21 protein-coding genes and 1 pseudogene are annotated in these 23,229 nt (G+C 61.6%); 4 read left to right on the top strand and 18 right to left on the bottom strand.

Annotated features, from left to right (window positions below; genetic code table 11):
• Positions 1-44 precede the first annotated feature (44 nt).
• Both GY791_14535 and GY791_14530 read left to right on the top strand, forming a co-directional pair.
• Complete coding sequence (locus GY791_14535; protein ID MCP4329640.1) at positions 45-548, top strand: hemerythrin domain-containing protein; 504 nt, start codon at positions 45-47, stop codon at positions 546-548.
• A 119-nt stretch (positions 549-667) separates the two neighbouring features.
• Positions 668-1,591, top strand: coding sequence for a 2-dehydropantoate 2-reductase (locus GY791_14530; GenBank protein MCP4329639.1), 924 nt, complete (start codon positions 668-670; stop codon positions 1,589-1,591).
• A 46-nt stretch (positions 1,592-1,637) separates the two neighbouring features.
• On the opposite strand, the gene GY791_14525 is transcribed toward GY791_14530, so the two are convergent.
• From GY791_14525 to GY791_14450, 16 genes and pseudogenes are all read right to left on the bottom strand, one after another.
• Positions 1,638-2,192 (bottom strand): NAD(P)H-dependent oxidoreductase, encoded by a 555-nt coding sequence (locus GY791_14525; protein MCP4329638.1) that lies wholly within the window; start codon positions 2,190-2,192, stop codon positions 1,638-1,640.
• 123 nt (positions 2,193-2,315) lie between these two features.
• The gene (gene pta, locus GY791_14520) at positions 2,316-3,311 is read right to left on the bottom strand and encodes a phosphate acetyltransferase (protein ID MCP4329637.1); all 996 of its coding nucleotides are present in this window, start codon (positions 3,309-3,311) and stop codon (positions 2,316-2,318) included.
• A 16-nt stretch (positions 3,312-3,327) separates the two neighbouring features.
• Positions 3,328-3,699: a cupin domain-containing protein gene (locus GY791_14515; protein MCP4329636.1), complete on the bottom strand. Its 372-nt coding sequence runs from the start codon at positions 3,697-3,699 to the stop codon at positions 3,328-3,330.
• Positions 3,700-3,938: 239 nt separating this feature from the next.
• The gene (gene xsc, locus GY791_14510) at positions 3,939-5,717 is read right to left on the bottom strand and encodes a sulfoacetaldehyde acetyltransferase (GenBank protein MCP4329635.1); all 1,779 of its coding nucleotides are present in this window, start codon (positions 5,715-5,717) and stop codon (positions 3,939-3,941) included.
• A gap of 38 nt (positions 5,718-5,755) precedes the next feature.
• Positions 5,756-7,156, bottom strand: a complete 1,401-nt coding sequence (locus tag GY791_14505; protein MCP4329634.1) for an FAD-binding oxidoreductase — start codon at positions 7,154-7,156, stop codon at positions 5,756-5,758.
• A gap of 43 nt (positions 7,157-7,199) precedes the next feature.
• Entirely contained in the window at positions 7,200-7,586 is a 387-nt protein-coding gene (locus GY791_14500; GenBank protein MCP4329633.1) for a nuclear transport factor 2 family protein, read from the bottom strand.
• A 326-nt stretch (positions 7,587-7,912) separates the two neighbouring features.
• On the bottom strand, positions 7,913-8,899 hold the full coding sequence (locus GY791_14495; protein ID MCP4329632.1) for an ABC transporter substrate-binding protein: 987 nt from the start codon (positions 8,897-8,899) through the stop codon (positions 7,913-7,915).
• A 26-nt stretch (positions 8,900-8,925) separates the two neighbouring features.
• Complete coding sequence (locus GY791_14490; protein MCP4329631.1) at positions 8,926-9,420, bottom strand: universal stress protein; 495 nt, start codon at positions 9,418-9,420, stop codon at positions 8,926-8,928.
• 30 nt (positions 9,421-9,450) lie between these two features.
• Complete coding sequence (locus tag GY791_14485) at positions 9,451-10,791, bottom strand: TRAP transporter large permease (protein MCP4329630.1); 1,341 nt, start codon at positions 10,789-10,791, stop codon at positions 9,451-9,453.
• 61 nt (positions 10,792-10,852) lie between these two features.
• Entirely contained in the window at positions 10,853-11,416 is a 564-nt protein-coding gene (locus GY791_14480; GenBank protein ID MCP4329629.1) for a TRAP transporter small permease, read from the bottom strand.
• A gap of 117 nt (positions 11,417-11,533) precedes the next feature.
• The gene (locus GY791_14475; protein ID MCP4329628.1) at positions 11,534-12,547 is read right to left on the bottom strand and encodes a TRAP transporter substrate-binding protein; all 1,014 of its coding nucleotides are present in this window, start codon (positions 12,545-12,547) and stop codon (positions 11,534-11,536) included.
• 243 nt (positions 12,548-12,790) lie between these two features.
• Positions 12,791-13,831 (bottom strand): patatin-like phospholipase family protein, encoded by a 1,041-nt coding sequence (locus GY791_14470; protein MCP4329627.1) that lies wholly within the window; start codon positions 13,829-13,831, stop codon positions 12,791-12,793.
• An 82-nt stretch (positions 13,832-13,913) separates the two neighbouring features.
• A pseudogene (locus GY791_14465) lies at positions 13,914-15,258 on the bottom strand (NAD(P)/FAD-dependent oxidoreductase).
• Between the two features lie 126 nt (positions 15,259-15,384).
• Positions 15,385-17,484 carry a 2Fe-2S iron-sulfur cluster binding domain-containing protein gene (locus tag GY791_14460; protein ID MCP4329626.1) on the bottom strand — a complete coding sequence of 700 codons (2,100 nt, stop codon included), beginning with the start codon at positions 17,482-17,484 and terminating at the stop codon, positions 15,385-15,387.
• A gap of 121 nt (positions 17,485-17,605) precedes the next feature.
• Positions 17,606-18,016, bottom strand: a complete 411-nt coding sequence (locus GY791_14455) for a VOC family protein (protein MCP4329625.1) — start codon at positions 18,014-18,016, stop codon at positions 17,606-17,608.
• A gap of 64 nt (positions 18,017-18,080) precedes the next feature.
• Positions 18,081-18,545: a nuclear transport factor 2 family protein gene (locus GY791_14450; protein ID MCP4329624.1), complete on the bottom strand. Its 465-nt coding sequence runs from the start codon at positions 18,543-18,545 to the stop codon at positions 18,081-18,083.
• 158 nt (positions 18,546-18,703) lie between these two features.
• Here GY791_14450 and GY791_14445 point away from each other — a divergent pair, with 158 nt between their 5' ends.
• A complete protein-coding gene (locus GY791_14445; GenBank protein MCP4329623.1) occupies positions 18,704-19,615 on the top strand; it encodes a LysR family transcriptional regulator in 912 nt (303 codons plus the stop codon).
• Between the two features lie 88 nt (positions 19,616-19,703).
• Here GY791_14445 and GY791_14440 read toward each other — a convergent pair whose 3' ends face one another.
• Positions 19,704-20,963, bottom strand: coding sequence for a serine hydroxymethyltransferase (locus GY791_14440; GenBank protein MCP4329622.1), 1,260 nt, complete (start codon positions 20,961-20,963; stop codon positions 19,704-19,706).
• Positions 20,964-21,227: 264 nt separating this feature from the next.
• On the opposite strand from GY791_14440, the gene GY791_14435 reads away from it, so the two are divergent.
• Complete coding sequence (locus tag GY791_14435) at positions 21,228-22,781, top strand: trimethylamine methyltransferase family protein (GenBank protein ID MCP4329621.1); 1,554 nt, start codon at positions 21,228-21,230, stop codon at positions 22,779-22,781.
• Between the two features lie 327 nt (positions 22,782-23,108).
• Here GY791_14435 and GY791_14430 read toward each other — a convergent pair.
• Positions 23,109-23,229: IS630 family transposase (locus tag GY791_14430; GenBank protein MCP4329620.1), on the bottom strand; the 121-nt coding region annotated here is incomplete at its 5' end.

Here is a 23,229-nt window from a genome sequence, read left to right as displayed (position 1 = left end):
ACTGCGGGACCTAAGCTCGGGCCGAACGACTACGGATACGGCCCATGGAACCGACCCATCAGATCACCCGCATACTCCACGACGAGCACGTCGCCAGCTTGACCCTGCTCAACAAACTCGACGATCTGTTGGCGCGAAGCGGGCCGCGCAAGGCGCCGTCGCGCGACGAGGCGGGCATCGGGCCGACGCTGAACGAGCTCTCGGCCGCCATCGGCAGCGAGGTCTCCCATCATTTCGCATTCGAGGAGGCAGAGATGTTTCCCCGCCTCGCCGAATTCGGCGATGGCGATATCGGCGATTTCCTGACCGACGAGCATCGCACCATCCTGCCGCTCGGCGAGCGCGTGGCCGAGTTGGCCGCGGCCGCCACCAAGGACGGCTTCACGCCGGACGGCTGGCAGGAGTTCCACCGCCTCGGCGGGGAACTCGTCGAACGCCTGATGTCGCACATCCAAAAAGAGGAGATGGGCCTGTTGCCGGCGATCGACGACATGCTCGACGACGACACCGACCGCGACCTCGCCATGACCTACCTGGCCGGGCGCTGACAAGCAGCCGTCTGCCGCCTGAGGTTCGAAATCATCGGGCAGCGCGCTACCGTTCGGCCCCGCCGGCGGCTATCATCGGCCCCAAGGACGGCGGAGGCGGCTAGGTGAAGATTGCGATTATGGGGTCCGGCGGCGTCGGCGGCTATTTTGGCGCCCGACTCGCCGCCAATGGTGAAGACGTCACGTTCATCGCCCGAGGATTGCATCTGGAGGCGATCCGCGGCGGCGGCCTCAAGGTCGAGAGCCGGCTTGGCGACCTCCACATTCACCCTGCCAAGGCGACCGAAGACCCCGCCGAGATCGGCCCCGTCGACTATGTTCTGTTCAGCGTCAAGCTGTGGGACACGGAACGTGCCGGCGAAGCGATCAGGCCCTTGATCGGCCCCGAAACGGCCGTCATTTCGCTGCAGAACGGCATCGACCCGGAGGAGACGCTGTGTGCGATCCTCGGCCCCGACCACGTCATGGGAGGGGTGGCGCGGATCGCCGCGGTCATCGCGGCGCCGGGCGTCATTCGACACACCGGCGAGATGGCGGGGGTCGATTTCGGCGAACTCGACAACGCCCGCACGGCGCGCGCCGAGCGGCTTCTCGATGCGTTGGTAGGCGCCGGGGTGGATAGCACCCTGGCCGACGACATCGTCAAGGCCATCTGGCAGAAGTTCGTGCTGCTGGCGGCCTTCAGCGCGCTTACCAGCCTCACCCGCCTGCCCATCGGATCGCTCCGGTCGGACCCCGATACGCGCACCCTGCTGACCGAGTTGATGCGGGAAAATGCGGCGGTCGCAGCGGCGCGCGGCACCGATCTCGGCGCCGGGATCGTCGAACGGCTGGTCGCCGTCGTCGACGGGTTCCCCGACGACATGACCTCATCGATGGCCCAGGATTTGATCCGCGGCAATCGCCTCGAGCTGGAATGGCTTGCCGGCGCGGTCGTAAGAATGGGCCGGGAACTCGACGTCCCGACGCCGGTCAACGGCTTTATCAGAACCGCGCTGAAACACCATGCAGAAGGGTCAGAGACCGATGAGCGCCGGCCGTGAGCGGACATCCGATACCGATGACCCGATCGACCGAATTCGATCCGGGCTAACCGTGCAGACGGCGGACCTTTTCCACCCAATCCCTCACCGCTTCCAAATAGCCGACAAGGAACGCCCGGGTATCTTCGTGTACGAGATTGCCGTCGCCGTCATGCTTGTCATGGGCGGCACCGACGAAGACCTCGGGCCGGTTCATGACCAACCCGTTCAAGAACACGAAGACCTGGCGCAGATGGTACTGCGCCCGAGCGGTGCCGAGATTGCCCATGCTCGCCCCCATGATCGCGATCGCCTTGCCGTCGAAGGGTTGGTTCTCGGTCCGGCTGACCCAATCGATGGCATTCTTGAGCACGCCGGGAATGGAATAATTGTACTCGGGCGTCGCGATCAGCACCGCATCCGCCTCGCGGATTCGCTCGGCCAGGCGCAGGACCGGTGCCGGGAAGCCGTCGGCGTGGAGGTCGGCGTTGTAGGGCGGAATTTGGGAAATATCCTCGATGTCGATATCCATATCGTCTGGCGCCAGTTGCTGGGCGGCCTTCAACAACGAAGTGTTGAACGATGCCTCGCGCAGGCTTCCGGAAATGGCGACGATCTTCATTGCGGGCTCCGTCTTGATAATGACCGGGAAACGGCCTGAAAACGCACCGCTGGGCGGGGCCGCAACGGCGCGGCCGGTCGGCTCCAACGCTCGTCGACTAAAGTAGGCTTCCGTGGTCCTTCATCAAGCCGCCGCCTGGACGCCGGTGACCGCGATCAGGTGATAGACGTCCTCGACACTGCAGCCCCGCGACAGGTCGTTGGCGGGATGGGTAAGGCCCTGGAGGATGGGCCCGATCGCCTGCGCCCCGCCGATCCGCTGGGCGATTTTGTAGCCGATATTGGCGGCGTCGAGGGTGGGGAACACCATCACGTTCGCGTCACCCTTGAGGGTCGAGTTCGGCGCCTTGGCGGCGCCGACCGCATGCACGAAGGCAGCGTCGAATTGGATCTCGCCGTCGACGATGAGGTCGGGCCGCGTCGATTTGACGATCGCCGTGGCGTCGACCACGCGCGAGACACGGTCGTGCTGCGCGCTCCCGCCGGTCGAGAAGGACAGCATGGCGACGCGCGGTGTTTGGCGCACCAGCGCGTCGAAGGAGTGGGCCGAGGAGATCGCGATCTGTGCCAGTTCTTCAACCGTGGGCTCGACGATCAGCCCGCAATCCGCGAACACCAGAACCCCTTTCTTGGGGTGGTGGTCTTCGCAAAGTATCATCAGAAAGAAGCTGGAGACCGTCGTCACGCCCGGCGCGCGGCCAATGATCTGAAGCGCGGCGCGCACGGTTTCGGAGGTGGTTGCGACGGCGCCGCCGATGCTGCCGTCGGCATCGCCCTCGCGCACCATCAAATTGGCGAAGACAAGCGGGTTGCGAACCGCCTCCCGCGCCGCATCGATATCGACCCCCTTGTGGCGGCGCAACGCGTGATAGGCGGCGGCGTAGTTCTCGACCGCCGGCGCCGCCGCCGGATCGACAATCTCGAAATCGGCCGGGTTGGCGCCGATCGCCGACAACCTGTCGCCGACGACCGACGGTCTGCCGATGAGAACGGGGTGGGCGATTCCGTCCTGCACCGCACGCACCGCCCCCTCGGCGATCCGCGGGTCCTCGCCTTCCGCCAGGACGATGCGTTTCGGAGCCGCGCGCGCGGCGGCCAGGATGTCTTCGAGCGGCTTCATCCGGTTCCCCTCACAGTCAAGCCGGCGCGTGCTGGCGGATGACGAAATGCTTGGTCGTGGTCTCGATCACGTCCCAATAGCCACGGAATCCGTTCGGGATAAGGAAGGCGTCGCCGGTCTTGAAACTTTGCTCCCTACCCGCCTCGTCGATCAGACGCGCGTGACCGGAGAGGATAACGCAGAATTCATCGCGGTCAGTAAACGCGCGCCATTTTCCAGGCGTGCTGGTCCAGGTTCCCGCGATCACATTGCCATCGGGGCTTTCGAACCTGGTCTGCGTGACGTGGCGCGGGTCGCCGGCGATCACCCGCTCGGGCAGATCGCTGAGCCGGCGTTCGGTGACGCCGAGTGGTTCGGCGGAAAAGTCGACGACGGCGGTGTCTGACATGGCACGGGTTCTCCGTTGCGGTTCTGCGATCGACCGAGGTCCCTGACGCGAGCCAGGATGAAAACGGCCATGAAAAAGCATTTCGGCGAAGGTTGGGGTAATCGCCGTCGGGCCTCGTCGAGGGCATGGCAGCGAAGTCTCCGTACCGACCGCCGCAATCACCTTCAACCGCGCTCGGCACGTGAGACCATGGAACGGCGGGCGCTTGCGCCCGCTTCCACATCCATGGCACCGGTCGCTCAATTCGGCTGTTGCGGCCTCATGTCGCTGAGGTCGATGCCGGCGACCTGGACCGGCGCCTTCATCGCGTCGCGGCGGAAGGGATCGCCCAACTCCTGGTTGAGCACGGCCTCGATGAAGGTCGTGACGCCGTCCTCCATTTGCTCCTTGATCGCCGTCCTGAGCGCCTCGGTCAGCCCATCCATGGTGTCGGCTTTCACGCCCTTGACCCCGCAAGCATCGGCAATCTTGGCGTATTCGACGCCGACATTCAGCTCGGTGCCGACGAAATTATCGTCGTACCACAGGGTCGTGTTGCGCTTCTCCGCACCCCACTGGTAGTTGCGGAAGATCACCATGGTGATTGGCGGCCAGTCATTGCGCCCGCAGGCAGTCATCTCGTTCATCGAAATGCCGAAGGCGCCGTCACCGGCAAAGCCGACGCACGGCACGTCCGGGCAGCCGATCTTTGCGCCCAGGATCGCGGGAAAACCATAGCCGCATGGCCCGAACAGGCCCGGCGACATGTATTTGCGTCCCTCTTCGAAGGTCGGATAGGCGTTGCCGATGGCGCAATTGTTGCCGATATCGGTCGAAATGATCGCTTCCTTGGGCAGCGCTGCCTGGATCGCACGCCACGCCTGACGCGGGCTCATGCGGTCGGGATCGCGTTCGCGGGCTCGCTCGTTCCAAGTGATGCCCGGGTCGTCCCCCTCGTGGTCCATCGACGAGAGTTCTTGCAGCCAACGCGACTTGGTTTCCGCGACAAGATCCTTGCGTTTCTGCCGGTCGGTTTCACCTGCGGTTGGCGAGAGCTGCTCGAGAATTTGCTCGGCGACACGCTTGGCGTCGCCCTGGATGGCTTCGGTGACCTTCTTGGTCAATCCGATCCGGTCGGCATTGATTTCGACCTGGATCAGTTTGGCGTCCGTCGGCCAGTAATTGATTCCGTATCCCGGCAAGGTCGAGAACGGATTGAGCCGTGTGCCCAAGGCCAGCACGACGTCGGCCTTGGAGATCAGCTCCATCGCCGCCTTCGAGCCGTTATAGCCGAGCGGCCCAACCGACAGCGGATGCGAACCCGGAAAGGCATCATTGTGCTGGTAGTTGCAACAGACCGGCGCGTCGAGCCGTTCCGCCAGATTTTTGGACGCCTCGATGGCACCGCTGATGACGACACCGGCACCGTTGAGGATCACCGGGAACTTCGCCTCCGACAAGAGCCTGGCCGCCGCCGCAATCGCCTCCTCGCCGCCGCGCGGACGCTCGAGGCGAACGATCTGCGGCAAATCGATATCGATCACCTGGGTCCAGTAGTCGCGCGGCACGTTGATCTGAGCCGGACCGCAACCACGCCAGGCTTTCTCGATCACCCGGTTCAGCACCTCGGCGATGCGAGCGGGGTCGCGCACCTCCTCCTGATAGCAAACCATTTCCTCGAACAGCGCCATCTGCTTGATCTCCTGGAAGCCGCCCTGCCCGATGGTCTTGTTCGCCGCCTGGGGCGTCACCAGAAGCATCGGCGTGTGGTTCCAGTAAGCGGTCTTGATCGGCGTCACGAAGTTCGTGATGCCGGGACCGTTCTGCGCGATCGCCATGCACATCTTGCCAGTCGCCCGGGTGTAGCCGTCGGCGCTCATGCCGGCGTTGCACTCGTGGGCGCAGTCCCAAAACGTGATTCCGGCGGCTGGAAACAGATCCGAGATCGGCATCATCGCCGAACCGATAATGCCAAAGGCGTGCTCGATCCCGTGCATCTGGAGGACTTTGATGAAGGCCTCTTCGGTGGTCATTTTCATGTCTGCGTCTCCTAATTCTAGAATTGGGTTTGATCGGGTCAAAACAGTTCGTCGTTGAGGTAGTACCAGTGGTACATGACCCGCTGACCCAGCCGTCGGAACGGTGTGAGGATGCCGTGGCTCGGGAGCGGCGAAGTAAAGATCGGCAGGTCGAGCCCGTGGCCTTTGCCGGCCACCATCTGCGCCATGCGCCGGCCCGCCTGAGCCGAGTACATCACGCCGTTACCGCCGTATCCCATGGCGTAGTAGATCGACTGGTCGGGATCGGGCTGGAAGATGCGCGGCATCATGTCATGGCTGACATCGACCCAGCCCCACCAGGAAAAGTCGAGGTCGATCCCTTGCAGCGCCGGGAATTTGCGGTAGAGCCCCTTCTGCAGCAGTTCGAGATGCTTAGGGTTTTCGGCGTCTTGCCCGGTGATCGCGCTGCGGCTGCCGATCTGCACGCGGCCGTCCGGCAGGAATCGATAGTAATGGCGCAGCGTGCGGGTGTCGGTCAGCGGCGAACAGGTCTTGAACCCGCAGACCTCCTTCTCCTCGTCGCTCAGCGGACGGGTGACGATCGAATTCGAGAGGATCGGCATCAAACGGTTCTTGGTCCTGTTGCTCAGCCCCGGGGGCGTATAACCGGCGGTCGCCAGTGCGACCGCGCGCGCCCGCACCGTACCGCCGGGCGTGGTCAAATGATGAACGCCGTCCTTGATTTGCCAGCCCATGACCGGGCTCGCGGGGTGAACCTTCGCGCCCAGCTTGCGGGCCAGGTTCTGGTACCCGAAGGCGAGTTTTGCGGCATGAATGCAGGTGCCGTCCGGTTCGTGCATGGCGCCGGCCGCCTCCTGGTCCTTGACGTGATGCTCGTGCAACTCGTCGCGGCCCATGATTCGCGAGCCATAGCCGAACACCTCGTTGAGGAGTTTCGATTCCTTCTCCAGCTTCGGCATCACGCCCGGTTTGTGCGCGATGTAGTAATGTCCCCCCGGCTGCGGATCACAGTCGAACTCTCCGGACCCGATCAAATCGCGGAATAGGTCAAACGCATCGCATACCTCGGCGTGCATCCTCTTGGCGACGTCGACACCCCAGCGTTGGATCCACTGCGACCGCTTCAGCCGTCCCGACGATATTTGCGCCTGGCCCCCGTTCCGCGTGGAGCAGCCCCAAGCGACGGTATTGGCCTCAAGAACGGTGGCCTTGATGCCGTGTTCCTTGGCCAGATGAATGGCGCAGGATAGGCCGGTATAGCCCGAGCCCACGACGACCACGTCGACATCGACGTCGCCGGGGATCGGGCCGTCATCGTCCGGCACCGGGCCTGCGGTGCCGATCCAGTAGGTCGGCGCGTAGTCCCGGTTGTGACCCGGGCCGGCATCGACCAGCGGATCGTAACGGGGATCGTAGCTAGCCCTGGGCCAGTTTTTCGGTCTGAGTTGATCAGGCATCTTCCATTCCTCATGCGCGCCAGCGGACGCGACCAATGTCGGGTCAAGAACCTTGCAAAGGCCTGCCCTTGCGGAATGCCTGCTTCACGACGATGCGGCCGTCCCGAACGGTGAAGAGATCGGCGCCCTCGGTCTCGATCCGCTTGCCGTCCGAATTGGTGCCGATGAAGGTCCACTCTGAGACTGCACGGTCGCCGCATACGTAATGGCTGTGATGGTCCCAATGGGCATCGGCCATTGCCGTCCACACCGCGGCAAACGCCTCGGCGACCGCCGCCGCGCCCTCGATCCTATTGCCGCAAACCTCGGGGCCGCCGACGGTGTAGAACACGCAATCGTCGGCGAAGCACTTCATAACACCCTGAACGTCGTGACGATTGAACGCATCGAACGTCGCGGCAAGATCCTCGGCGGTCAGCGTGTTGGACATTTCGTTCTCCGTTTCTCCGATGCGGCGGCGCCGTCAATCGGCATTCAAAATATCGGTCGCGAACGGTGGCCGAACCGAAGCAATTCGGTATCCAGGCCCCTCCCGGCCAAACCGGCCGGGGCGATACGCAAGACCAAATCTACCATCAGTACCCTAGAGGTCCGCGGACCTCGGCCCACCGCCCGCCCCGGACTAATAGGCGCGTGGAGCGGGATCTTGGTTTGGTGAGCCACAACCGCTTGCCAAGCATAATTCGCCCGGAATACGGCGCATCTGAGAATCTCATCCCGTCGCAACCAGCTAACGGGACACCAATCGCGTTCCGATTACTGGACCTTTTCGTAAAAGCTGGCGTCCACGCTGGCGTTGTAATCGTCGAGTGCGTTGTCGATCTTGCCCTGTTGCCGGAAGAAGTCCGCAACCTCTTTGACGAAGGTCTGCACGCCGCCCAGCATCCAGACCTCGGTCAACTGATCGGATCGCGGAAAAAAGTCGAACAAGGACAGAACGATGTTCGACTCCTTCAGGTCCAGCCCGGCGGCTCCGGCGATCAAGGGCTGGGCCTCCTCCGGGTTGTCGTCGAGGTATTCGGTCGACCGGTCGGTCACCGCCAGAAATTTCGTCACTAGCTCTGGATAGTTGGTGGCGAAGTCGTCGGTAACGGCGATGATGTCGAAGGATCGGATGCCGAGGCGTTCCTGTTCGTAGGCGGACAGCAGTTCCCAACCGTGGCCCTTCATCCGCCGCAGCGGCCCGCCCCAGGAGCAGCCCATCGCCAAGTCGCCGCGAATGAAGGCGGCGCCGATTTCCTGCGGCGACATATCGATTACGTCGACCTTGTCGACGTCCACACCGAGAATGTCAAAAGTGCGCAGCATCTTGTAGTGGGTCACCGTGTTGAGCGGTACGCCGACCTTGCGGCCTTCGAGTTCGTGCGCATTGGCCCGGTCGATGGCCTCCTTCTTGTAGATGACGCAGTTGTCGTTGGCGGCATAGGAAACCGCGACGCCGACCGCCCTGATCGGAGCGCCGGCGGTCACCGCGAGGGCGAACGGCACCACACCCATGGAGTAGGAGATGTCGACTTCGCCGGCGACCATGGCCTCGGCCATCGCCACCCCGGTCGGGAAGGCGCGCCATTCGACCTCCACCCCGAGTTCCTCGTCGTACCACTTCTCGGCTTGAGCCACCTGATTCGCGGTCGGCCATTCGCGGAAGTAGGCGACGGTGACCTTGTCGGGCATCGCCGCGAGGGCCGATTCCGCGGCAAGGCTACCGGCCAAAAGCAGTATCGCGGCGATTAATCTCATCATCTCCAGTCCTCCGCGCGAACAATTCGTCAATCGAGAGCCCCCAGGGGCACGACCAGAGTCGGGACCTGGGCGCGGCGCAGCACGCTCTTCGCCACCGAACCGAGAAAGGTGTGAAGCATTCCCCGCTCGTGGGAGCCCATGACGATCAGGTCGCAATTGTGCTCCTTGGCGGATTTGAGGATCTCCTCGGCGGGGAAAGACTCGCAGACTGTGACCGACTTGATCTGAGCACGAATCTTGCGATCGTCGCCGGTCTGGGCCGCCCAAAACTTTTCCTGCCTGTCCTCCAAAGCCTTGCGCGCCCGCTCGACCCTGAGTTCGAGCATGTCGTGCCGTTTGGTGTCGTCCTGGATATAGACCTGGACGGCAAAGGTGGCATCCTCGGATAGCGGCTCGAGAACATGCAGCAGGTGGATATCGGCGCCGGTCAATCTGGCCAGATAGGCCGCATAGCTGAACGCGTAGAGGGAGTTCTGCGACAGGTCCGTGGCGTAGAGCAGGTTCTTGATGTCGTGTTGCATTCCTTTGATCCTCGTCGGCGGATCCGGCGATCAATAGCCGAATACACGGGGCAGCCAGAGCACGATTTCCGGGAAAAAGGCGATAATGAAGATCGCCACCGTGTTGATCGCGGCGAAGGGCAGAGCCTTGATCGAAATTTCTTCGATCGAGATCTTGGCGATGCCCGAGGCGATGAAGAGGTTGTCGCCGAGCGGCGGAGTCTGGAAGCCGATGCCCAGGGCGCAGACCAGGACGACGCCGAAGTGAATCGGGTCGATGCCCAGGTTGTAGGCGATCGGCAACAGCACCGGCGTCAGAATCAGGATCGTGGCGAGCGTCTCCATGAACATGCCGACGAACAATAGGAATACGATCAGCATGGCCCAGATCAGGTAGATGTTGTCGGTCGCGCTCAGCATCGCGTCGGCGATGATCGCCGGGATCTGATTTTCCACCAGCAGCCGGCCGAACACCGTCGCCGTGAACAGGATCAGGAGCACGCGCCCGGTCAGCCAGGTGGTGGTCTCGAGCGAGCGCATGACAGCCCGCCAATCGAGCTCCCGGTAAATGAAGAAACCGACCACCAGGGTATAGAAAATCGCGATGATCGCCGCCTCGGTCGGCGTGAAGAAGCCCGAATAGATACCGCCCAGGATGACCAACGGCGCCATCAGCGCCCAGAAGGCCTTGTAGAGCGAGCAGAGGATGTTGCGGGCCGAGAAGCCCTCGGAGGTGCCCCGGTAGCCGCGCCGCTTGCAGATGATGTAGTTCATGATCAGCAGGCTGAGCGAAATCACCAGCCCGGGGATCACGCCGGCAATGAAGAGCTTGGGGATCGAGACGGTCTGGAAGACGCCGAATTTCTCAACCGCGTCGGGCGGCGGCTGCAGGCCGAGCGCGGCGATACCGAAGATCACCATCGGGATCGAAGGCGGGATGATGATGCCGAGACTGCCCGAGGAGGCGGTGATCGCCGAGGCGACGCCCCTGTCGTAGCCGCGATCGATCATCGCCGGGATCATCAGCATGCCGACCGCGGCCGTCGTCGCCGGGCCGGAGCCGGAAATGGCGCCGAAGAACAGGCAGCCGAAAACCGTCGCCGCCGAGATGCCGCCGGTGAAGGGTCCGGCAAAGCTTTCCGCGACGTTAACCAGCCGCCGCGAAATACCCGCCGCCTCCATTAGGGCACCGGCGAGGATAAAGGCCGGCAACGCCATCAGCGGGAACGAGCCCACCGACGTGAAGGCGATCTGCACGAATTTGATGGGGTTTTCCCCGAGATAGAGGAAGGACACCAGGCCTGCCACGCCGAGCGACACGGTGATCGGCGCCCCCAAGGCCAAGAGGCCCAGGAAGGAGCCGAATAGAATCAGAACGATTGTGGCTTCCATTTAAATGCTCCCCCAGCTGCAGGCCTTGTCCGCGGCCTTGTGCCCTGGAATCGGTAGTCCGTTATTGGCCCGTCTTGGCGCCCTCGGGGTTCTCCCCGTCGCCCTCTTTCATCATTTTTTCGACTTCCATCTGCTCCGGATCGCGCACGTCGATACCCTTGACGATGCGCAGGTAGTTGGCCTGGATCACCCGGAAGGTCATCAGCGCAAAGGCGACCGGCAGAACCATGTAGATGTACTTCATGGGAACGCCCAGGGTCTGGGACTTCCAGAACAGGTTCATCTTGAAGAACACGAAGTCGATGCTCAGGTAGATGAAGTAGCAATTGAAGAAGATCCAAAAGAGGTCGGCGATGCCCTCGATGTAGTTGACCACCCGGCGCGGCAATTTCCCGAACTGGAAAGTGACCCGATTGTGAGCCGAAAGCTTGGCCGCATAGCTGGCGCCGAAATAGGCGAACCACACGAACATGTAAGTCGCCAGCTCCTCGCTCCAGGCGATCGAGTAACCGAAAACTTCGCGCGATATAATCTGGGCGAACAGCAGGCAGACAAAGACCGCCAGCAATGTCCGGCAAATATAGCTTTCGATACTGTTCAGAAATCTAAAGATGGCCAGTGCCATGGCCCCCGCCTCCCTCACGCCCGGGATAAGCGCGCTCAAGCAACGGCAAGAGCGAGCTTATCCCTCATGGCGCGGTAAGTTCCGTCCTGATAAACGATCGTTCAGCGTCTGGACGGGCTATTGCACTTCCGGACGGCCAAGGATGCGCATCACGTTGTTGAGTTTTTCCTTGCCGCCGATGCTGTCGTAGAACTTCGGCCACACCGCGGTCGTCGCGGCCTCGATCCACTCCTTCTCCTCATTTTCCGGCAAGTCGATCTGCATACCCTTGGCGACCAGGTCTTCCTTGATCGCCGCCTCGCTGGTCCGCAGGTGCTCGGCCGAATGTAAAGTCGCCGCCTTGCCCGCATCGAGGATCGCCTGCTGGACTTCCGGAGACTGCTCCTGGAATACCGCTTCGCTGATGATCAGGGGCTCGATCGAGAAGATGTAACGGATCTCGGTGATGTACTTCTGGACCTCGTAGAACTTCATCGAGTGAACCGTCAGATACGGATTGTCCTGACCGTCGACCACCTTCTGCTGGAGCGCGGTGAAGGTCTCGGACCACGCCATCGGCGTCGGGTTGATGCCCCAGGAATTGTACGAGTCGATCATGATCTCGTTCTTGGGCACGCGGATCACCAAGCCGTCCAAGTCCTCGAGCGTCTTGACCGGCTTCTTGGAGTTGGTCAACACGCGGAAACCGGTATAGGTCCAGCCGATGATGCGGACGCCGGCATCGCGGATCGTGTTCTCGATGAGTTCCTGACCGACCTCGCCCTGGGTCAGCGTGACCGCGTCATCCAGGCTCAAAATGACGTAGGGCAAGGAAAAGACGCCCACGGTCGGCGAAAACGGGGTCACGTTGTTGATCGCCAGGATTGAGAAGTCGAGCGTGCCCATCGCCGCCTCGTTGACGGTATCCTGCTCGCTGCCCAACTGCCCGTTCATGAATAGATCGGCGGTGTGTTCGCCGTTCGTCTTTGCCTCCAATTCCTCGACGAACTTCTTACCAAGCTCATGTTGGGCGCTGCCGGCGGAGTCGCCGACGGCCATCTTGAAGGACTTGGCGTAAGCGTCCGGGCTGGCCCAAAGCAGCAACACGGCCGCAAAGCCGACCAGCTTCGCAACATTATTTCCGAGTCTCATCAATGCCTCCTGTTCATTTCTGTGCATTGGAAATTGCTTCGCGTGACCTTGGCTTATAGCGTCGAGCGCCCTTCACCACATAGGTCCAGCTTTCGACGACCTATAGCGCCAATAGCACGCGCCGCCGCGACGGGGCGAAAAAAAACTACCATATTTTAACAAATTAAACCAAAGTTCGCGCAGACTCAGTTGGACGGAACCGGGCCCACCTGTCGGCGGCAATCGGGGTGGCACCACGATCGATTATCCCTCGAAGAGTGTTCGGATATCCGTACTGGACTCCTTGCCGACCCGGTCGAAGCTCTCGTCGAGCCAACGGGTCGCGGCTCCGCGGCCAAGGTCGCGCAAATGGACTAGAAATGTCCATTCGGCGTTGAGTTTGCTGGAGGCGGAGAGCGCCGACATTTCCTCGCCGCCGTCTACTCGGTGCAAAAGGACTTCCTTGTAGTGCGACCGATCCAACTTGCCTTCATCGATTAGCCGGGTGACGAACTCGATCGCGCGCAGTTCCTTTAGGAGCGAACTGTTGAATGCAATCTCGTTCATGCGGTTGAGAATCTCGCGCGCGGTCCGCGGCGTTGTTTTTCGCTCGATCGGATTGATCTGCACCAGAATCACATCGTTGGAAGCGCAGGAGTCGAAGAAGGGGAACAGAGCCGGATTTCCCATATAGCCGCCGTCCCAATACGGTACGCCGTCGATTTCAACGGCCTGAAACATCAATGGCAGGCAGGCCGAGGCCATGATCACGTCCACCGTAATCTCATTACAAGTGAAGACCCTTACGCGGCCGGTGTGAACGTTGGTCGCGGAGACGAACAGTTTCATCCTGTCACAGGCAGCGACCCGATCGAAATCGATCTGGGCCTCGAGGAGGTCCCTGAGCGGGTTGTGGTTGAGCGGATTCAATTGGTAGGGAGATACCAGCCGCGTCAGGTGATCGAAGAACAGGTAGCCAGGCGAGGTGTCGAGGCTCCAGTCGCCCATGAACATGTTGACGAGCGACCGCTGGATCGGGCTCTTGGCGGCCTCCCGACTGACGGCTTGCCAGAAGTCCTCCAACGCCTGGCGCGCACCGACTGGCCCGCCTTTCATGATGCCGTCGGCCACGACGACCGCGTTCATGGCCCCGGCGCTCGTCCCGCTGATGGCTTCAAACCCGGTTCGGCCGTCTTCCAGAAGGCGGTCGAGCACGCCCCAGGTAAAGGCGCCATGCGCACCACCACCCTGCAGGGCGGCATTGACCATCTTGGGCGATCTTCCCGTGGCTTCTTTGGCGTTCATTGTGATGTCCGTCCGGCGTCGATTGACAAAATGGCCCCGACAATAGAGGCCGCCATCCAAGACTCAGGTGTCATCGCAAACGCTATACCAAATTCTTTACGTCGGACGAGAACGTCGGGAAGCTGAAGACATCGCTCTTGATCTGAGCCGCCGTGATTCCGTGTTTCATCGCGAGCGCGAAGAGATGGATCAATTCTTCACCGCTGTGGCCGACAATTTGCGCGCCCACGATATTACCACTCCCTTCCTCGACCAGCACCTTGGCCCAGGCGACGGTTTCGCCGTAGGTCTTGCCCGAGAACCAATCTCTCATATCGGATGTCGTCGCGGTAACCTTCAACTCCTTGTCCTCGGCCTCCGTTTCCGTAAGGCCGACGCTGGCCAGCGCCGGCACCGTATAGACGCAATTCGGCACGGCCCGATAGTCGGGCGCCTCGCTGGCGCCGGTGACGATGTTTCGACCCACGACTTGACCCTCATAGGTCGCGAGGGGCGAGAGTTGAGCGGACGATACCAGGGCATCGCCGCAGACCCATACCGATGGGTTCGAGGTCGACCGCAGGGAAGCATCCACCTCGATTCGGATGCCGTCATGACGGATGTCGCCGGCTTCGAGTTCGAGAGTATCGACATTGGCGACACGGCCGGTGCCGTTGACCACGCGGTCGGCGTCGATCTCCGCTTCGCGGCCATCGTGGACATGGCGCACACGAAACCTGTCGTTTACCGACGCGACCTCGTTCACCTCGACACCGGTCTTCACCGTGACGCCGATCATCTCGCTCTCTTTCTGAATCTCGGCGACCGCATCGGCGTCCTGCCGCGGGAGCAGCCGTGGCAAGGCCTCCAGGATCGTCACGTCGGCGCCGGCCCGGGCGTAGACGTGACTGAACTCCATGGCGATCACGCCGCCACCGATGAACACCACCTCTCGCGGCAGCTCGCGCTCGCTTAAGACGTCGTCCGAGGTGATCAGGTGCTCCGCGCCCGGAATCGGCAAGGGCCGCGGCTTCGAACCGGTGGCAATCACGATGTGGTCGGCCTCGAGGATTGTGTCATCGACGGCGACGGCGTTCGTCCCGACGAAGCGGGCATGGCCGCGAAAGACATCGCCTCGCTTTTGGGCCAGGTTGGCCATCCCCTCGGGCACCGACGCGACCATCGCTTTTTCCCGATCGATCAACCTGGCCCAGTCCAGTCTGGTTCGCCGACGTCGATGCCATGAATCTTGGCGATCTCGATTTCGTGCAGGGCGTGAGCCGCAGCGACCAGAACCTTCTTTGCGTACAGCCACGGTTCGGGCAGGTACCGCCGAAATCCCACTCCTCGACGAAGGCGATCCGCCGGCCGGCTTCAGCCGCAACTGAAGAGACGCCGAATCCCGCATTGCCGCCGCCGATTATCACGATGTCGTATCGATTGGTCATTTTCCTCGTTCCTTCAGATCAAGCTCCGGCGTGAATTGATACCGCGTTCTCGATTCGCGTAGGTGCCGTCATCGCCGTGCTGTCGCCGGAAAGCAAACGGCAATGCATGCTACGGGTTACGCCCCCCTAGAGTTCAAGCACGACGCCCTGGTCCTCACCGCAGGTCGCGTCACCGGCACTCGACCTGGGCGTCGCGCAACAGATCAGCACGTCATGGTCGCCATGCGGTGCGACCGGTTCCTCTATATAATCGACTTTGCCGCACCTGAGCCGAGTGACACAGGTGCCGCATACACCAGAACGGCAGGAGAAGGCGGGATTGAGCCCGGCGGCTTCCGCCAGTTCCAGAAGCGTGCCTTTGTCGGGCGACCATTTGGCCTCAACGTCAGAATCGGCAAAGCAAACCGAGACGGGACCTTCGACGGGCGTGCCCAATGGCGAGGCCCGCTTCGGCCCGCCGTCATGTTTGAGGACAGTGGCCGGCCCGAAAGATTCATAGTGGATTCGGTCGTCGCGGACCCCGAGTGCGGTCAACCCGTCATACAGCTCCTGCATGAAAGGCTGCGGGCCGCAGAGATAGAAATCATAATCGTCGAAAGGCAACAGCGATTTCATCAATTCGACGTCGACGTGGCCTTCGCTATGGTACGTCTCACCGAGCCGATCGGTTTCCTCCGGTCGGCTGAGACGGAGATGTACGGTCAGGCTGTCATGTTCGGCGGCGAGACCGCGAACATGGTCGCCGAATGCGAGCGCCCGGCCGTTCCGGGCGCCATGGATGAAGTAGGTGCGGCGAAAATTCCGCGTCCGCAGGCCCTCGTTGATGAGATGGTTGGTCATCGCGATCATTGGCGTGAGGCCGACCCCGGCCGATACCAAGACCACCGGGCGGTTGCTCGACCCGTCGAGGACGAATTTCCCCCGCGGCGCCATGGCCTCGAGACGATCGCCTTTCTTCAGGTGATCGTGGAAATGGTTCGAAACCAACGCATCGCCGCCTTCGCGTTTGATCGATAGACGGTAGTGGTTCGCATTGGATGCGTCCGACAGCGTGTAGGTGCGGATCAGCGGATCGTCTTGTCCCGGGATGGTCAGTCGTATGGGGAGGAACTGCCCGGGTTCGTGTCGGGCCGGCGTCTTGCCGTCGGCGCGGCGCAGATAGAAAGAGGTAATCACCTCGCTCTCTGGCTGGATGTCGCAGATCTCGTAGGGCAGGTAGACGTTACGCTCGTTTTCGGCGGCGATCGTCTGGGCCGCCTGCGCCCAACTCCCGGTGTGCTCCAGCATGGGCGAATATTCACCGAAGTCGAAGCGCAGCGGCAGGCTGTCTTCGACCCGGACCACCTCTTCGGCGCGAAAGCGAATCAACCGCTCGGCCCCTGCGAAGGCATCGACTTCCTCCCCTTCCCAGACGATCTCGGCCTCACCGGTCATGTAGACGAGATCTCCGGCCTCAAAGTCGACGAACAGGAAGCCGGCCTTGGGATTGACCACGATGTTTCCGACCGTGTTGAAGTGGTTGTTGCCCGAGAAGTCGGGAAAAACAAAGGTGCGGTCGTCTTCTACGCGGACGAAACCGGGGCTGCCGCCGCGGTGCGAGACGTCGGCGCCTTGCGAGGCGGTATCGCTGTGTTTCGAATAGGCGGTCGCGATGAACAGGGTATCGGCGCGCTCGATCAGGGCGCGGGTCCGCCGGTCGAATCGATCCGCACGGCCGACCGGGCGCTTTCGCGCGCCCTCGTCAATTTCCGGCAGCATCTCCAGCGCTCGGGTTTGGATGTATTGCGGGCAGTTGCCGAAAGCCTGGGCGACCGTGATGGCGAAGCGGCCGGGCTCGACGGAGCTGATCGTCCCGACCATTCGGTTTCTCCGCCGGGTCTCGAACTGAATCCCAAGGACACCGACATCGGCGCCCGGCTTCAACGTCCCATGAAGCGGGTCGCCGAACAGGGGGCCGGCGGCGACTTCAAGCGCGCCCGCGTCCGGGCTGGTCATGAAGCCCGGCCGGCCCGGAACCAGGGAGGCCCAAGGCCGTCCTCGGTCATCGACCGTACCGAGCATCACGAAGGGCAGCTCGGCGTAGAACTGCCTGTGCTGGTCCGGCATCGCGTCGCGGACCACGCGTCGGGCGAAAGATTCTATCCGGTCGCGGACGCCGAGCCGTTCCTGGACTTGCTGCTCCCCCTTATGGAAAGGGGAATCGCCGTAAGGCCAGCCATCAGGCATTGATCTCACTCCTCACTAACCGCCGGCGCCCACTTTTGGTTGCGGCGATGGCCGGCGGCGACTCTTCGGGAAATCGGTGTCGTTGCCTTCGCCGGCTGCAGACGACGGCTTACGGATCGCCTCATGCGGCGGGTGCGATAAATTCCATGCGGATACCGCCGGGGATGAAGCACATCATGTGCTGCGTCGCCCCACCACCCAGCGACTCCGGCGCAAATTCGATCTCGACGCCATCGGTCTTGGCTAGCTTGTCGTGCAACGTTTCGAGGACGTCCGCGTTCTCGACCTTCAGCGCAAAGTGATGCATTCCGATGATATTCTTGCGGTCGAAGGGTACGGCGGTCGCCGGATCGACAGCCTGCCACAGGGTGATCATGGTCGTGCCGTCGCTGAGGAAAACGGCGGGATAGTCCGGCACCTCGCCCAATTGCTCATAGCCCAGGGTGTCGACGAAAAACGCACGCGTGCTGGCCAAGTCGGGGACCGTCAAGCCTATGTGATGGGCGCCTTGGGTCACTGCATTCTCTGACATTGCCTCGCTCCTTTGATAAATCGATTTCAATCTGGGGGTTTTCGCAAATCCAATCACATCGGCCCTATAATCCCAGGTCGGACAGCCCAGGATGATCGTCGGGCCGTCGGCCCAAGGGCCAGTGGAACTTGCGGTCGTCCGTTCCGATCGGAAGATCGTTGATACTGGCAATGCGGCGGCGCATCAGGCCGTGCTCGTCGAACTCCCAGTTTTCGTTCCCATAGGACCGAAACCAATGTCCGCTGTCGTCGCGGGACTCATAGGCGAAGCGGACGGCGATACGATTGTCGCGATAGGTCCACACCTCCTTGATCAGCCGATAGTCCAGTTCGCGCGCCCATTTGCGGGCGAGGAAGGCTTCGATTTGCTCGCGGCCGAGGATGAATTCGGCGCGATTTCGCCAAGTGCTGTCCACCGTGTAGGCCTGCGCGACGCGGGCCGGGTCTCGGCTATTCCAAGCGTCCTCGGCGAGCCGCGCTTTTTCTGCTGCGGTCTCGGCGGTAAAGGGTGGCAACGGCGGGCGGGTCATCGGCGAACTCCCTTGTTTCGGTATGGTCTCGGTCGCGATGGTACGGGTTTTCGTCGTGCGGACCTGCAACCGTTTCCATGACCGGCAATTTGCGCCCTTCCGTTCAAAGAGAGAATAGGGATAATTTGGAATGGATTATTTTAGAATGTGGAATAATTATGGATAGGCTTCAGTCCATGGCCGTTTTCGTCCGTGTCGCGGACGAAGGCGGCTTTGCCGCCGCCGCTCGGCGCCTCAACTTGTCGCCCCCATCAATTACGCGGGCGGTGTCCGAGATCGAGACCCGGCTCGGCTGTAGGCTACTGCACCGAACAACGCGCTCGGTCCGCTTGACCGATGCCGGGCAACGTTACCTCGCTGATTGTCGTCGCATTCTTTTGGAGATCGAGGAGGCGGACAGGCATGCCGCCGGAATTCATGCCGCGCCGCGCGGTATGGTCTCGGTGTCGGGATCGGTCATGTTTGGTCGTACTGTGCTGACACCGATCCTGCTCGACCTTCTGGACCGCTACCCTGAGATATCGGTCTCGGCATTGTTCATCGATCGCGTCGTTCACCTCATTGACGAGGGGATCGATGTCGCCGTTCGCATCGCGGAACTGCCCGATTCGTCGCTGACCGCGACACGCGTCGGCGCCGTCAGACGCGTCTTGTGTGCATCACCTCGCTACCTTGCGTCCCGTGGGCTGCCTCGTACGCCAGCCGACCTGTCGGACCACGACATTGTCGACTTCGTCAATATGACGCCGGGTGGCGAATGGGCGTTACAGAAAAACGGCAAGCCCCGCGGCTTCAGACCCTCGTCAAACATGAAAGTGAACATGGCCGACTCCGCAATCGATGCCGCGCGTGCCGATCGCGGCATCACCCGCGTGCTTTCATATATGATCGACGCCGACGTCAAACGGGGCGCGCTCGAAATCGTGCTCGCAGACTACGAACCGCCGGCCGTGCCAGTGCATGTCGTCCACAAGGAACCCGGGCATACGTCGGCGCGCGTCCGCGCCGTGGTCGATCATTTGGTTGAGCGCCTCAAGAGAAATCCGGCGCTGCAACCCCGCGCCGATTGACCGACCGCGTGCGAAACCGCAAATTCGATCCGAATCGGTTGCGGCGCCCGTACTGCGCAAATTGGGTTCCGATCAATGTCCGCGCTATTCAGACGACCGGAAACGCTACGCAAAGCCTTGCGACAATCGTCCTCGCATTTGGCGCAGCGTGATCGAGGCGTCCCTCCGAAGCGGCAATGATGAGGTCGGCGACACTAGTCCCCAATTCGATCATCTCCATCTCGCCGAGACCGCGAGTGGTGGCAGCCGAAACGCCAAGCCTTAGGCCGACCCAATCGGATGGCCGTGGCACATCGAAGGGGACCGGGTTTTTGTTGGACGTAATGTTCGCCGCGGCCAGGGCGTTTTCCGCCTCCTGCCCCCTGATCCCAACCGACGATAGATCCAAGAGAACCATGTGCGTATCCGTACCCCCACCGACAATTCTAATCCCTCTTCCGCCAAGCACGTCGGCCAACGTTCGGGCATTCGCGACCACCTGCCGGCCGTAATCCTTGAACGCCGGCTGCAGGGCCTCGCCGAGGCAAACTGCCTTCGCCGCGAGAACGTTGGAGTGGAGGCTCCCTTGAACACCGGGGAAGATCGCCGATTGGAGCTTCTTGGCGAACTCATCGGAACGCGAAAGAATGACCCCGCCGCGCGGCCCGCGAAGGGTCTTGGTCGTCGTGCAGGTCACGATATCGGCGTGGGGGATTGGCGACGGGTAGACGCCGGCGGCAACCAGTCCCGCGACATGAGCCATGTCCACCAAGAAACGTGCACCGACCTTTTCGGCAATATCGGCCATCCTGGCGAAGTCGATCTCACGCGGATAGGCCGACCCACCGGCAATGAGCAAGTGTGGCTTCACATCCTCGGCTTGGGCTGCGATCTGGTCGTAGTCCATCAAACCCGTCGAGCGATCGACCGTGTAGTGGTGGGCTTCAAACCAGCGACCCGATAGATTTGGCTTGGCGCCGTGGCTCAGGTGTCCTCCGGCGGCCAAATCAAGGCTCAGGATCCGGTCACCCGGGCGGACCAAGGTAAAGAATACCGCCTGATTGGCTTGCACGCCCGAATGGGGCTGGACATTGGCGTAGACGGCACCGAAAAGCTCTTTGGCCCGGTCGATGGCCGCTTGTTCGACGATGTCGACGAATTGGCCGCCGCCATGAAATCGCTTACCCGGATAGCCTTCAAGCGTCTTATTCGTCATTTCGTGGCCGAGCGCCTCCAGCACCGCCTTGCTGACGATGTTCTCTGAAGCGATCAGCTCGATCTGCGTCTGTTGACGTGATTTCTCGTCGGCCAGCGCACCCGCGATCAGAGGGTCGGATTCCGCCAAACGTACCTCGAACTGCGCGGACATTGTCTTGTCTCCTGTTGCGGTCATGGGTGTCGCACCGGGCCATCGATGTCGGATCGGCAGCGATTCACGTTCTGTATTCGAATCCCTCTCCGGCGACAAATCAAAGAACCAGAAGGGTCTGTGATTGGCAAATCAGATTTGCCGTTCGAGTCTTGAACCGGGCCGGCTCGCTTTTCGATTGACCGGACAAGAAATCGAACCGAAGTATGATCAATAGGGCGCGGAGTTGACCTCGGACGGAGTGGTCTCAACGGAGCGGTTCATATGCCGAGCGTTCAGGCGAAGGGAGTAAAATCGGCCCGTCGCGGTCGCATATCGCGGCGCGGCGAGCGTACCGATGTTCAGGCGCCACAGATCGTCGCCGGCGTGTGCCGGGAAATTCCACCTTATGTCCTGACCAGCGATGAGGGTCTCGAACGCGTCGAAGAAAAGTCTAACGAAATTCTCCAGGAGATCGGGGTCGAGTTTCGCGGCGATCGAGATGCCCTGGCACTGTGGCGAAACGCCGGCGCCGACGTGCGCGGAGAGAGGGTCCGGTTCGACAAGGGGATGGTGCGTGAGATCATCTTGGCGACCGCACCCAAGCACTTTATTCAACACGCCCGCAATCCGTCCCGTTCGGTCTTGATCGGCGACAACAATGTCGTCTTCGCCCCCGCCTACGGCATGCCGTTCGTTCGTGATCTTGACCGCGGACGCCGCTACGGCTCGATCGCGGACTTCGAAAACATCGTCAAGCTGGCCTATGTCTCGCCGTGGCTCCATCATTCGGGCGGCACCGTTTGCGAACCGGTCGACTTGCCGGTCAACAAGCGCCATCTCGACATGGTCTATGCCCACCTTCGCTGGTCCGACAAGCCGTTCATGGGATCGGTAACCGCCCCCGAGCGGGCCGAGGATTCGATAGACATGGCCCGCATCGTATTCGGAGACGATGTCGTCGACCGCGACTGCGTGATCATGGGCAATATCAATATGAACTCGCCGCTCATATACGACCAGGCGATGTCGGGCTCCCTCCGGGCCTATGCGCGCGCAAACCAGTGTCCGGTCATTGTCCCGTTCGTGCTCGGCGGCGCGACGGCGCCGGTCACCATGACCGCGGCCGTCGCGCAGGCCTATGCCGAAGTCCTGGTCGGCTGCGCCCTCGGCCAACTCGAGCGCCCCGGCTCACCGGCGATCTTCGGCAATTTCGTGACCTCCGTCGACCTGCGCTCCGGGTCGCCAACATTCGGCACGCCGGAGCCGGCCCTCGGATCGTACATGGCGGCACAACTCGCGCGTCGTATCGGACTGCCGATCCGTTGTAGCGGCGGCTTCACAAGCTCCAAGCTGCCCGACGCCCAGGCCATGCAGGAAACGGTGAACTCCCTCAATACCGCCGTACTTTGCGGTGCCAACTTCGTGCTTCACGCGGCCGGTTGGCTCGAGGGAGCGTTGACCCTGAGCTATGAGAAACTCGTTCTCGACGCCGACTATCTCGGCGGTCTCCACATATTCCTCAAGGGTCTGGCGATGGATGAGAACGCTTTCGCCATGGATGCGTTTCACGAGGTCGGGCCCGGCAATCATTTCTTCGGCTGCGCCCATACGTTGGCGAACTACGAGCGCGCGTTCTACGAAAGCGACCTTTCCGATACCCAGTCATTTGAGAACTGGCGCGATGGCGGCGGGCACGACTCGGTTATGCGCGCGAATGCGAAATGGAAGCAAATGCTGGCGGCGTATGAAGCGCCGCCGCTCGACCCATCGATTGACGAACACCTTGGTGCCTATATGGCGAAGAAGAAGGAAACCATGCCGGATATCTGGCATTAAAGACGTTCGCGATCGTTTCCCGTCGATCTACCAATACTTGGTCGAACGCGTAAGACCCCAACGTGAGGCAAGACGCGACAAGACACGCGACGCTACAGAATACGCGGATAAATGGTGGCTTCACGGAAAACCAAGAAGTGAACTGCGTAAGGCAATCGCGGGATTGCCGCGGTTCATTTCAACTGTAGAAACTTCAAAGCATCGTTTCTTCCAGTTTCTCGACATCTCAGTGCTACCGGACAACATGCTTGTTAATATCGGCTTATCTGATTCTGCTTATCTCGCCATTCTTTCGTCCCGGCTACATATAATACCAAATCCCGTTGATCATGACCTATGTGCCCATTGCCTGTGTCCGATCGACATGATTTTCCAGGGCTGATCGATGAGCTTGTTCCAGGCGTCACAGCAGTGGTCGACGATGTCGTCGTATGAGTTGAAGACGCGG

Source organism: Alphaproteobacteria bacterium (assembly GCA_024244705.1).
GTDB lineage: Bacteria > Pseudomonadota > Alphaproteobacteria > JAAEOK01 > JAAEOK01 > JAAEOK01.
The sequence above is the reverse complement of the archived record's forward strand: the minus strand, read 5'-3'. Positions and strand labels throughout refer to the sequence as shown.

Coding starts and splice junctions, on each gene's coding strand:
- GY791_14450 (MCP4329624.1), bottom strand. CDS start 18,545: ATGACCCGCCCGCCGTTGCCACCCTTTACCGCCGAGACCGCAGCAGAA.
- xsc (MCP4329635.1), bottom strand. CDS start 5,717: ATGAAAATGACCACCGAAGAGGCCTTCATCAAAGTCCTCCAGATGCAC.
- GY791_14445 (MCP4329623.1), top strand. CDS start 18,704: ATGGATAGGCTTCAGTCCATGGCCGTTTTCGTCCGTGTCGCGGACGAA.
- GY791_14500 (MCP4329633.1), bottom strand. CDS start 7,586: ATGTCCAACACGCTGACCGCCGAGGATCTTGCCGCGACGTTCGATGCG.
- GY791_14455 (MCP4329625.1), bottom strand. CDS start 18,016: ATGTCAGAGAATGCAGTGACCCAAGGCGCCCATCACATAGGCTTGACG.
- GY791_14485 (MCP4329630.1), bottom strand. CDS start 10,791: ATGGAAGCCACAATCGTTCTGATTCTATTCGGCTCCTTCCTGGGCCTC.
- GY791_14435 (MCP4329621.1), top strand. CDS start 21,228: ATGCCGAGCGTTCAGGCGAAGGGAGTAAAATCGGCCCGTCGCGGTCGC.
- GY791_14475 (MCP4329628.1), bottom strand. CDS start 12,547: ATGAGACTCGGAAATAATGTTGCGAAGCTGGTCGGCTTTGCGGCCGTG.
- GY791_14490 (MCP4329631.1), bottom strand. CDS start 9,420: ATGCAACACGACATCAAGAACCTGCTCTACGCCACGGACCTGTCGCAG.
- GY791_14495 (MCP4329632.1), bottom strand. CDS start 8,899: ATGATGAGATTAATCGCCGCGATACTGCTTTTGGCCGGTAGCCTTGCC.
- GY791_14460 (MCP4329626.1), bottom strand. CDS start 17,484: ATGCCTGATGGCTGGCCTTACGGCGATTCCCCTTTCCATAAGGGGGAG.
- GY791_14530 (MCP4329639.1), top strand. CDS start 668: ATGGGGTCCGGCGGCGTCGGCGGCTATTTTGGCGCCCGACTCGCCGCC.
- GY791_14480 (MCP4329629.1), bottom strand. CDS start 11,416: ATGGCACTGGCCATCTTTAGATTTCTGAACAGTATCGAAAGCTATATT.
- GY791_14525 (MCP4329638.1), bottom strand. CDS start 2,192: ATGAAGATCGTCGCCATTTCCGGAAGCCTGCGCGAGGCATCGTTCAAC.
- GY791_14515 (MCP4329636.1), bottom strand. CDS start 3,699: ATGTCAGACACCGCCGTCGTCGACTTTTCCGCCGAACCACTCGGCGTC.
- GY791_14470 (MCP4329627.1), bottom strand. CDS start 13,831: ATGAACGCCAAAGAAGCCACGGGAAGATCGCCCAAGATGGTCAATGCC.
- GY791_14440 (MCP4329622.1), bottom strand. CDS start 20,963: ATGTCCGCGCAGTTCGAGGTACGTTTGGCGGAATCCGACCCTCTGATC.
- GY791_14505 (MCP4329634.1), bottom strand. CDS start 7,156: ATGCCTGATCAACTCAGACCGAAAAACTGGCCCAGGGCTAGCTACGAT.
- pta (MCP4329637.1), bottom strand. CDS start 3,311: ATGAAGCCGCTCGAAGACATCCTGGCCGCCGCGCGCGCGGCTCCGAAA.
- GY791_14535 (MCP4329640.1), top strand. CDS start 45: ATGGAACCGACCCATCAGATCACCCGCATACTCCACGACGAGCACGTC.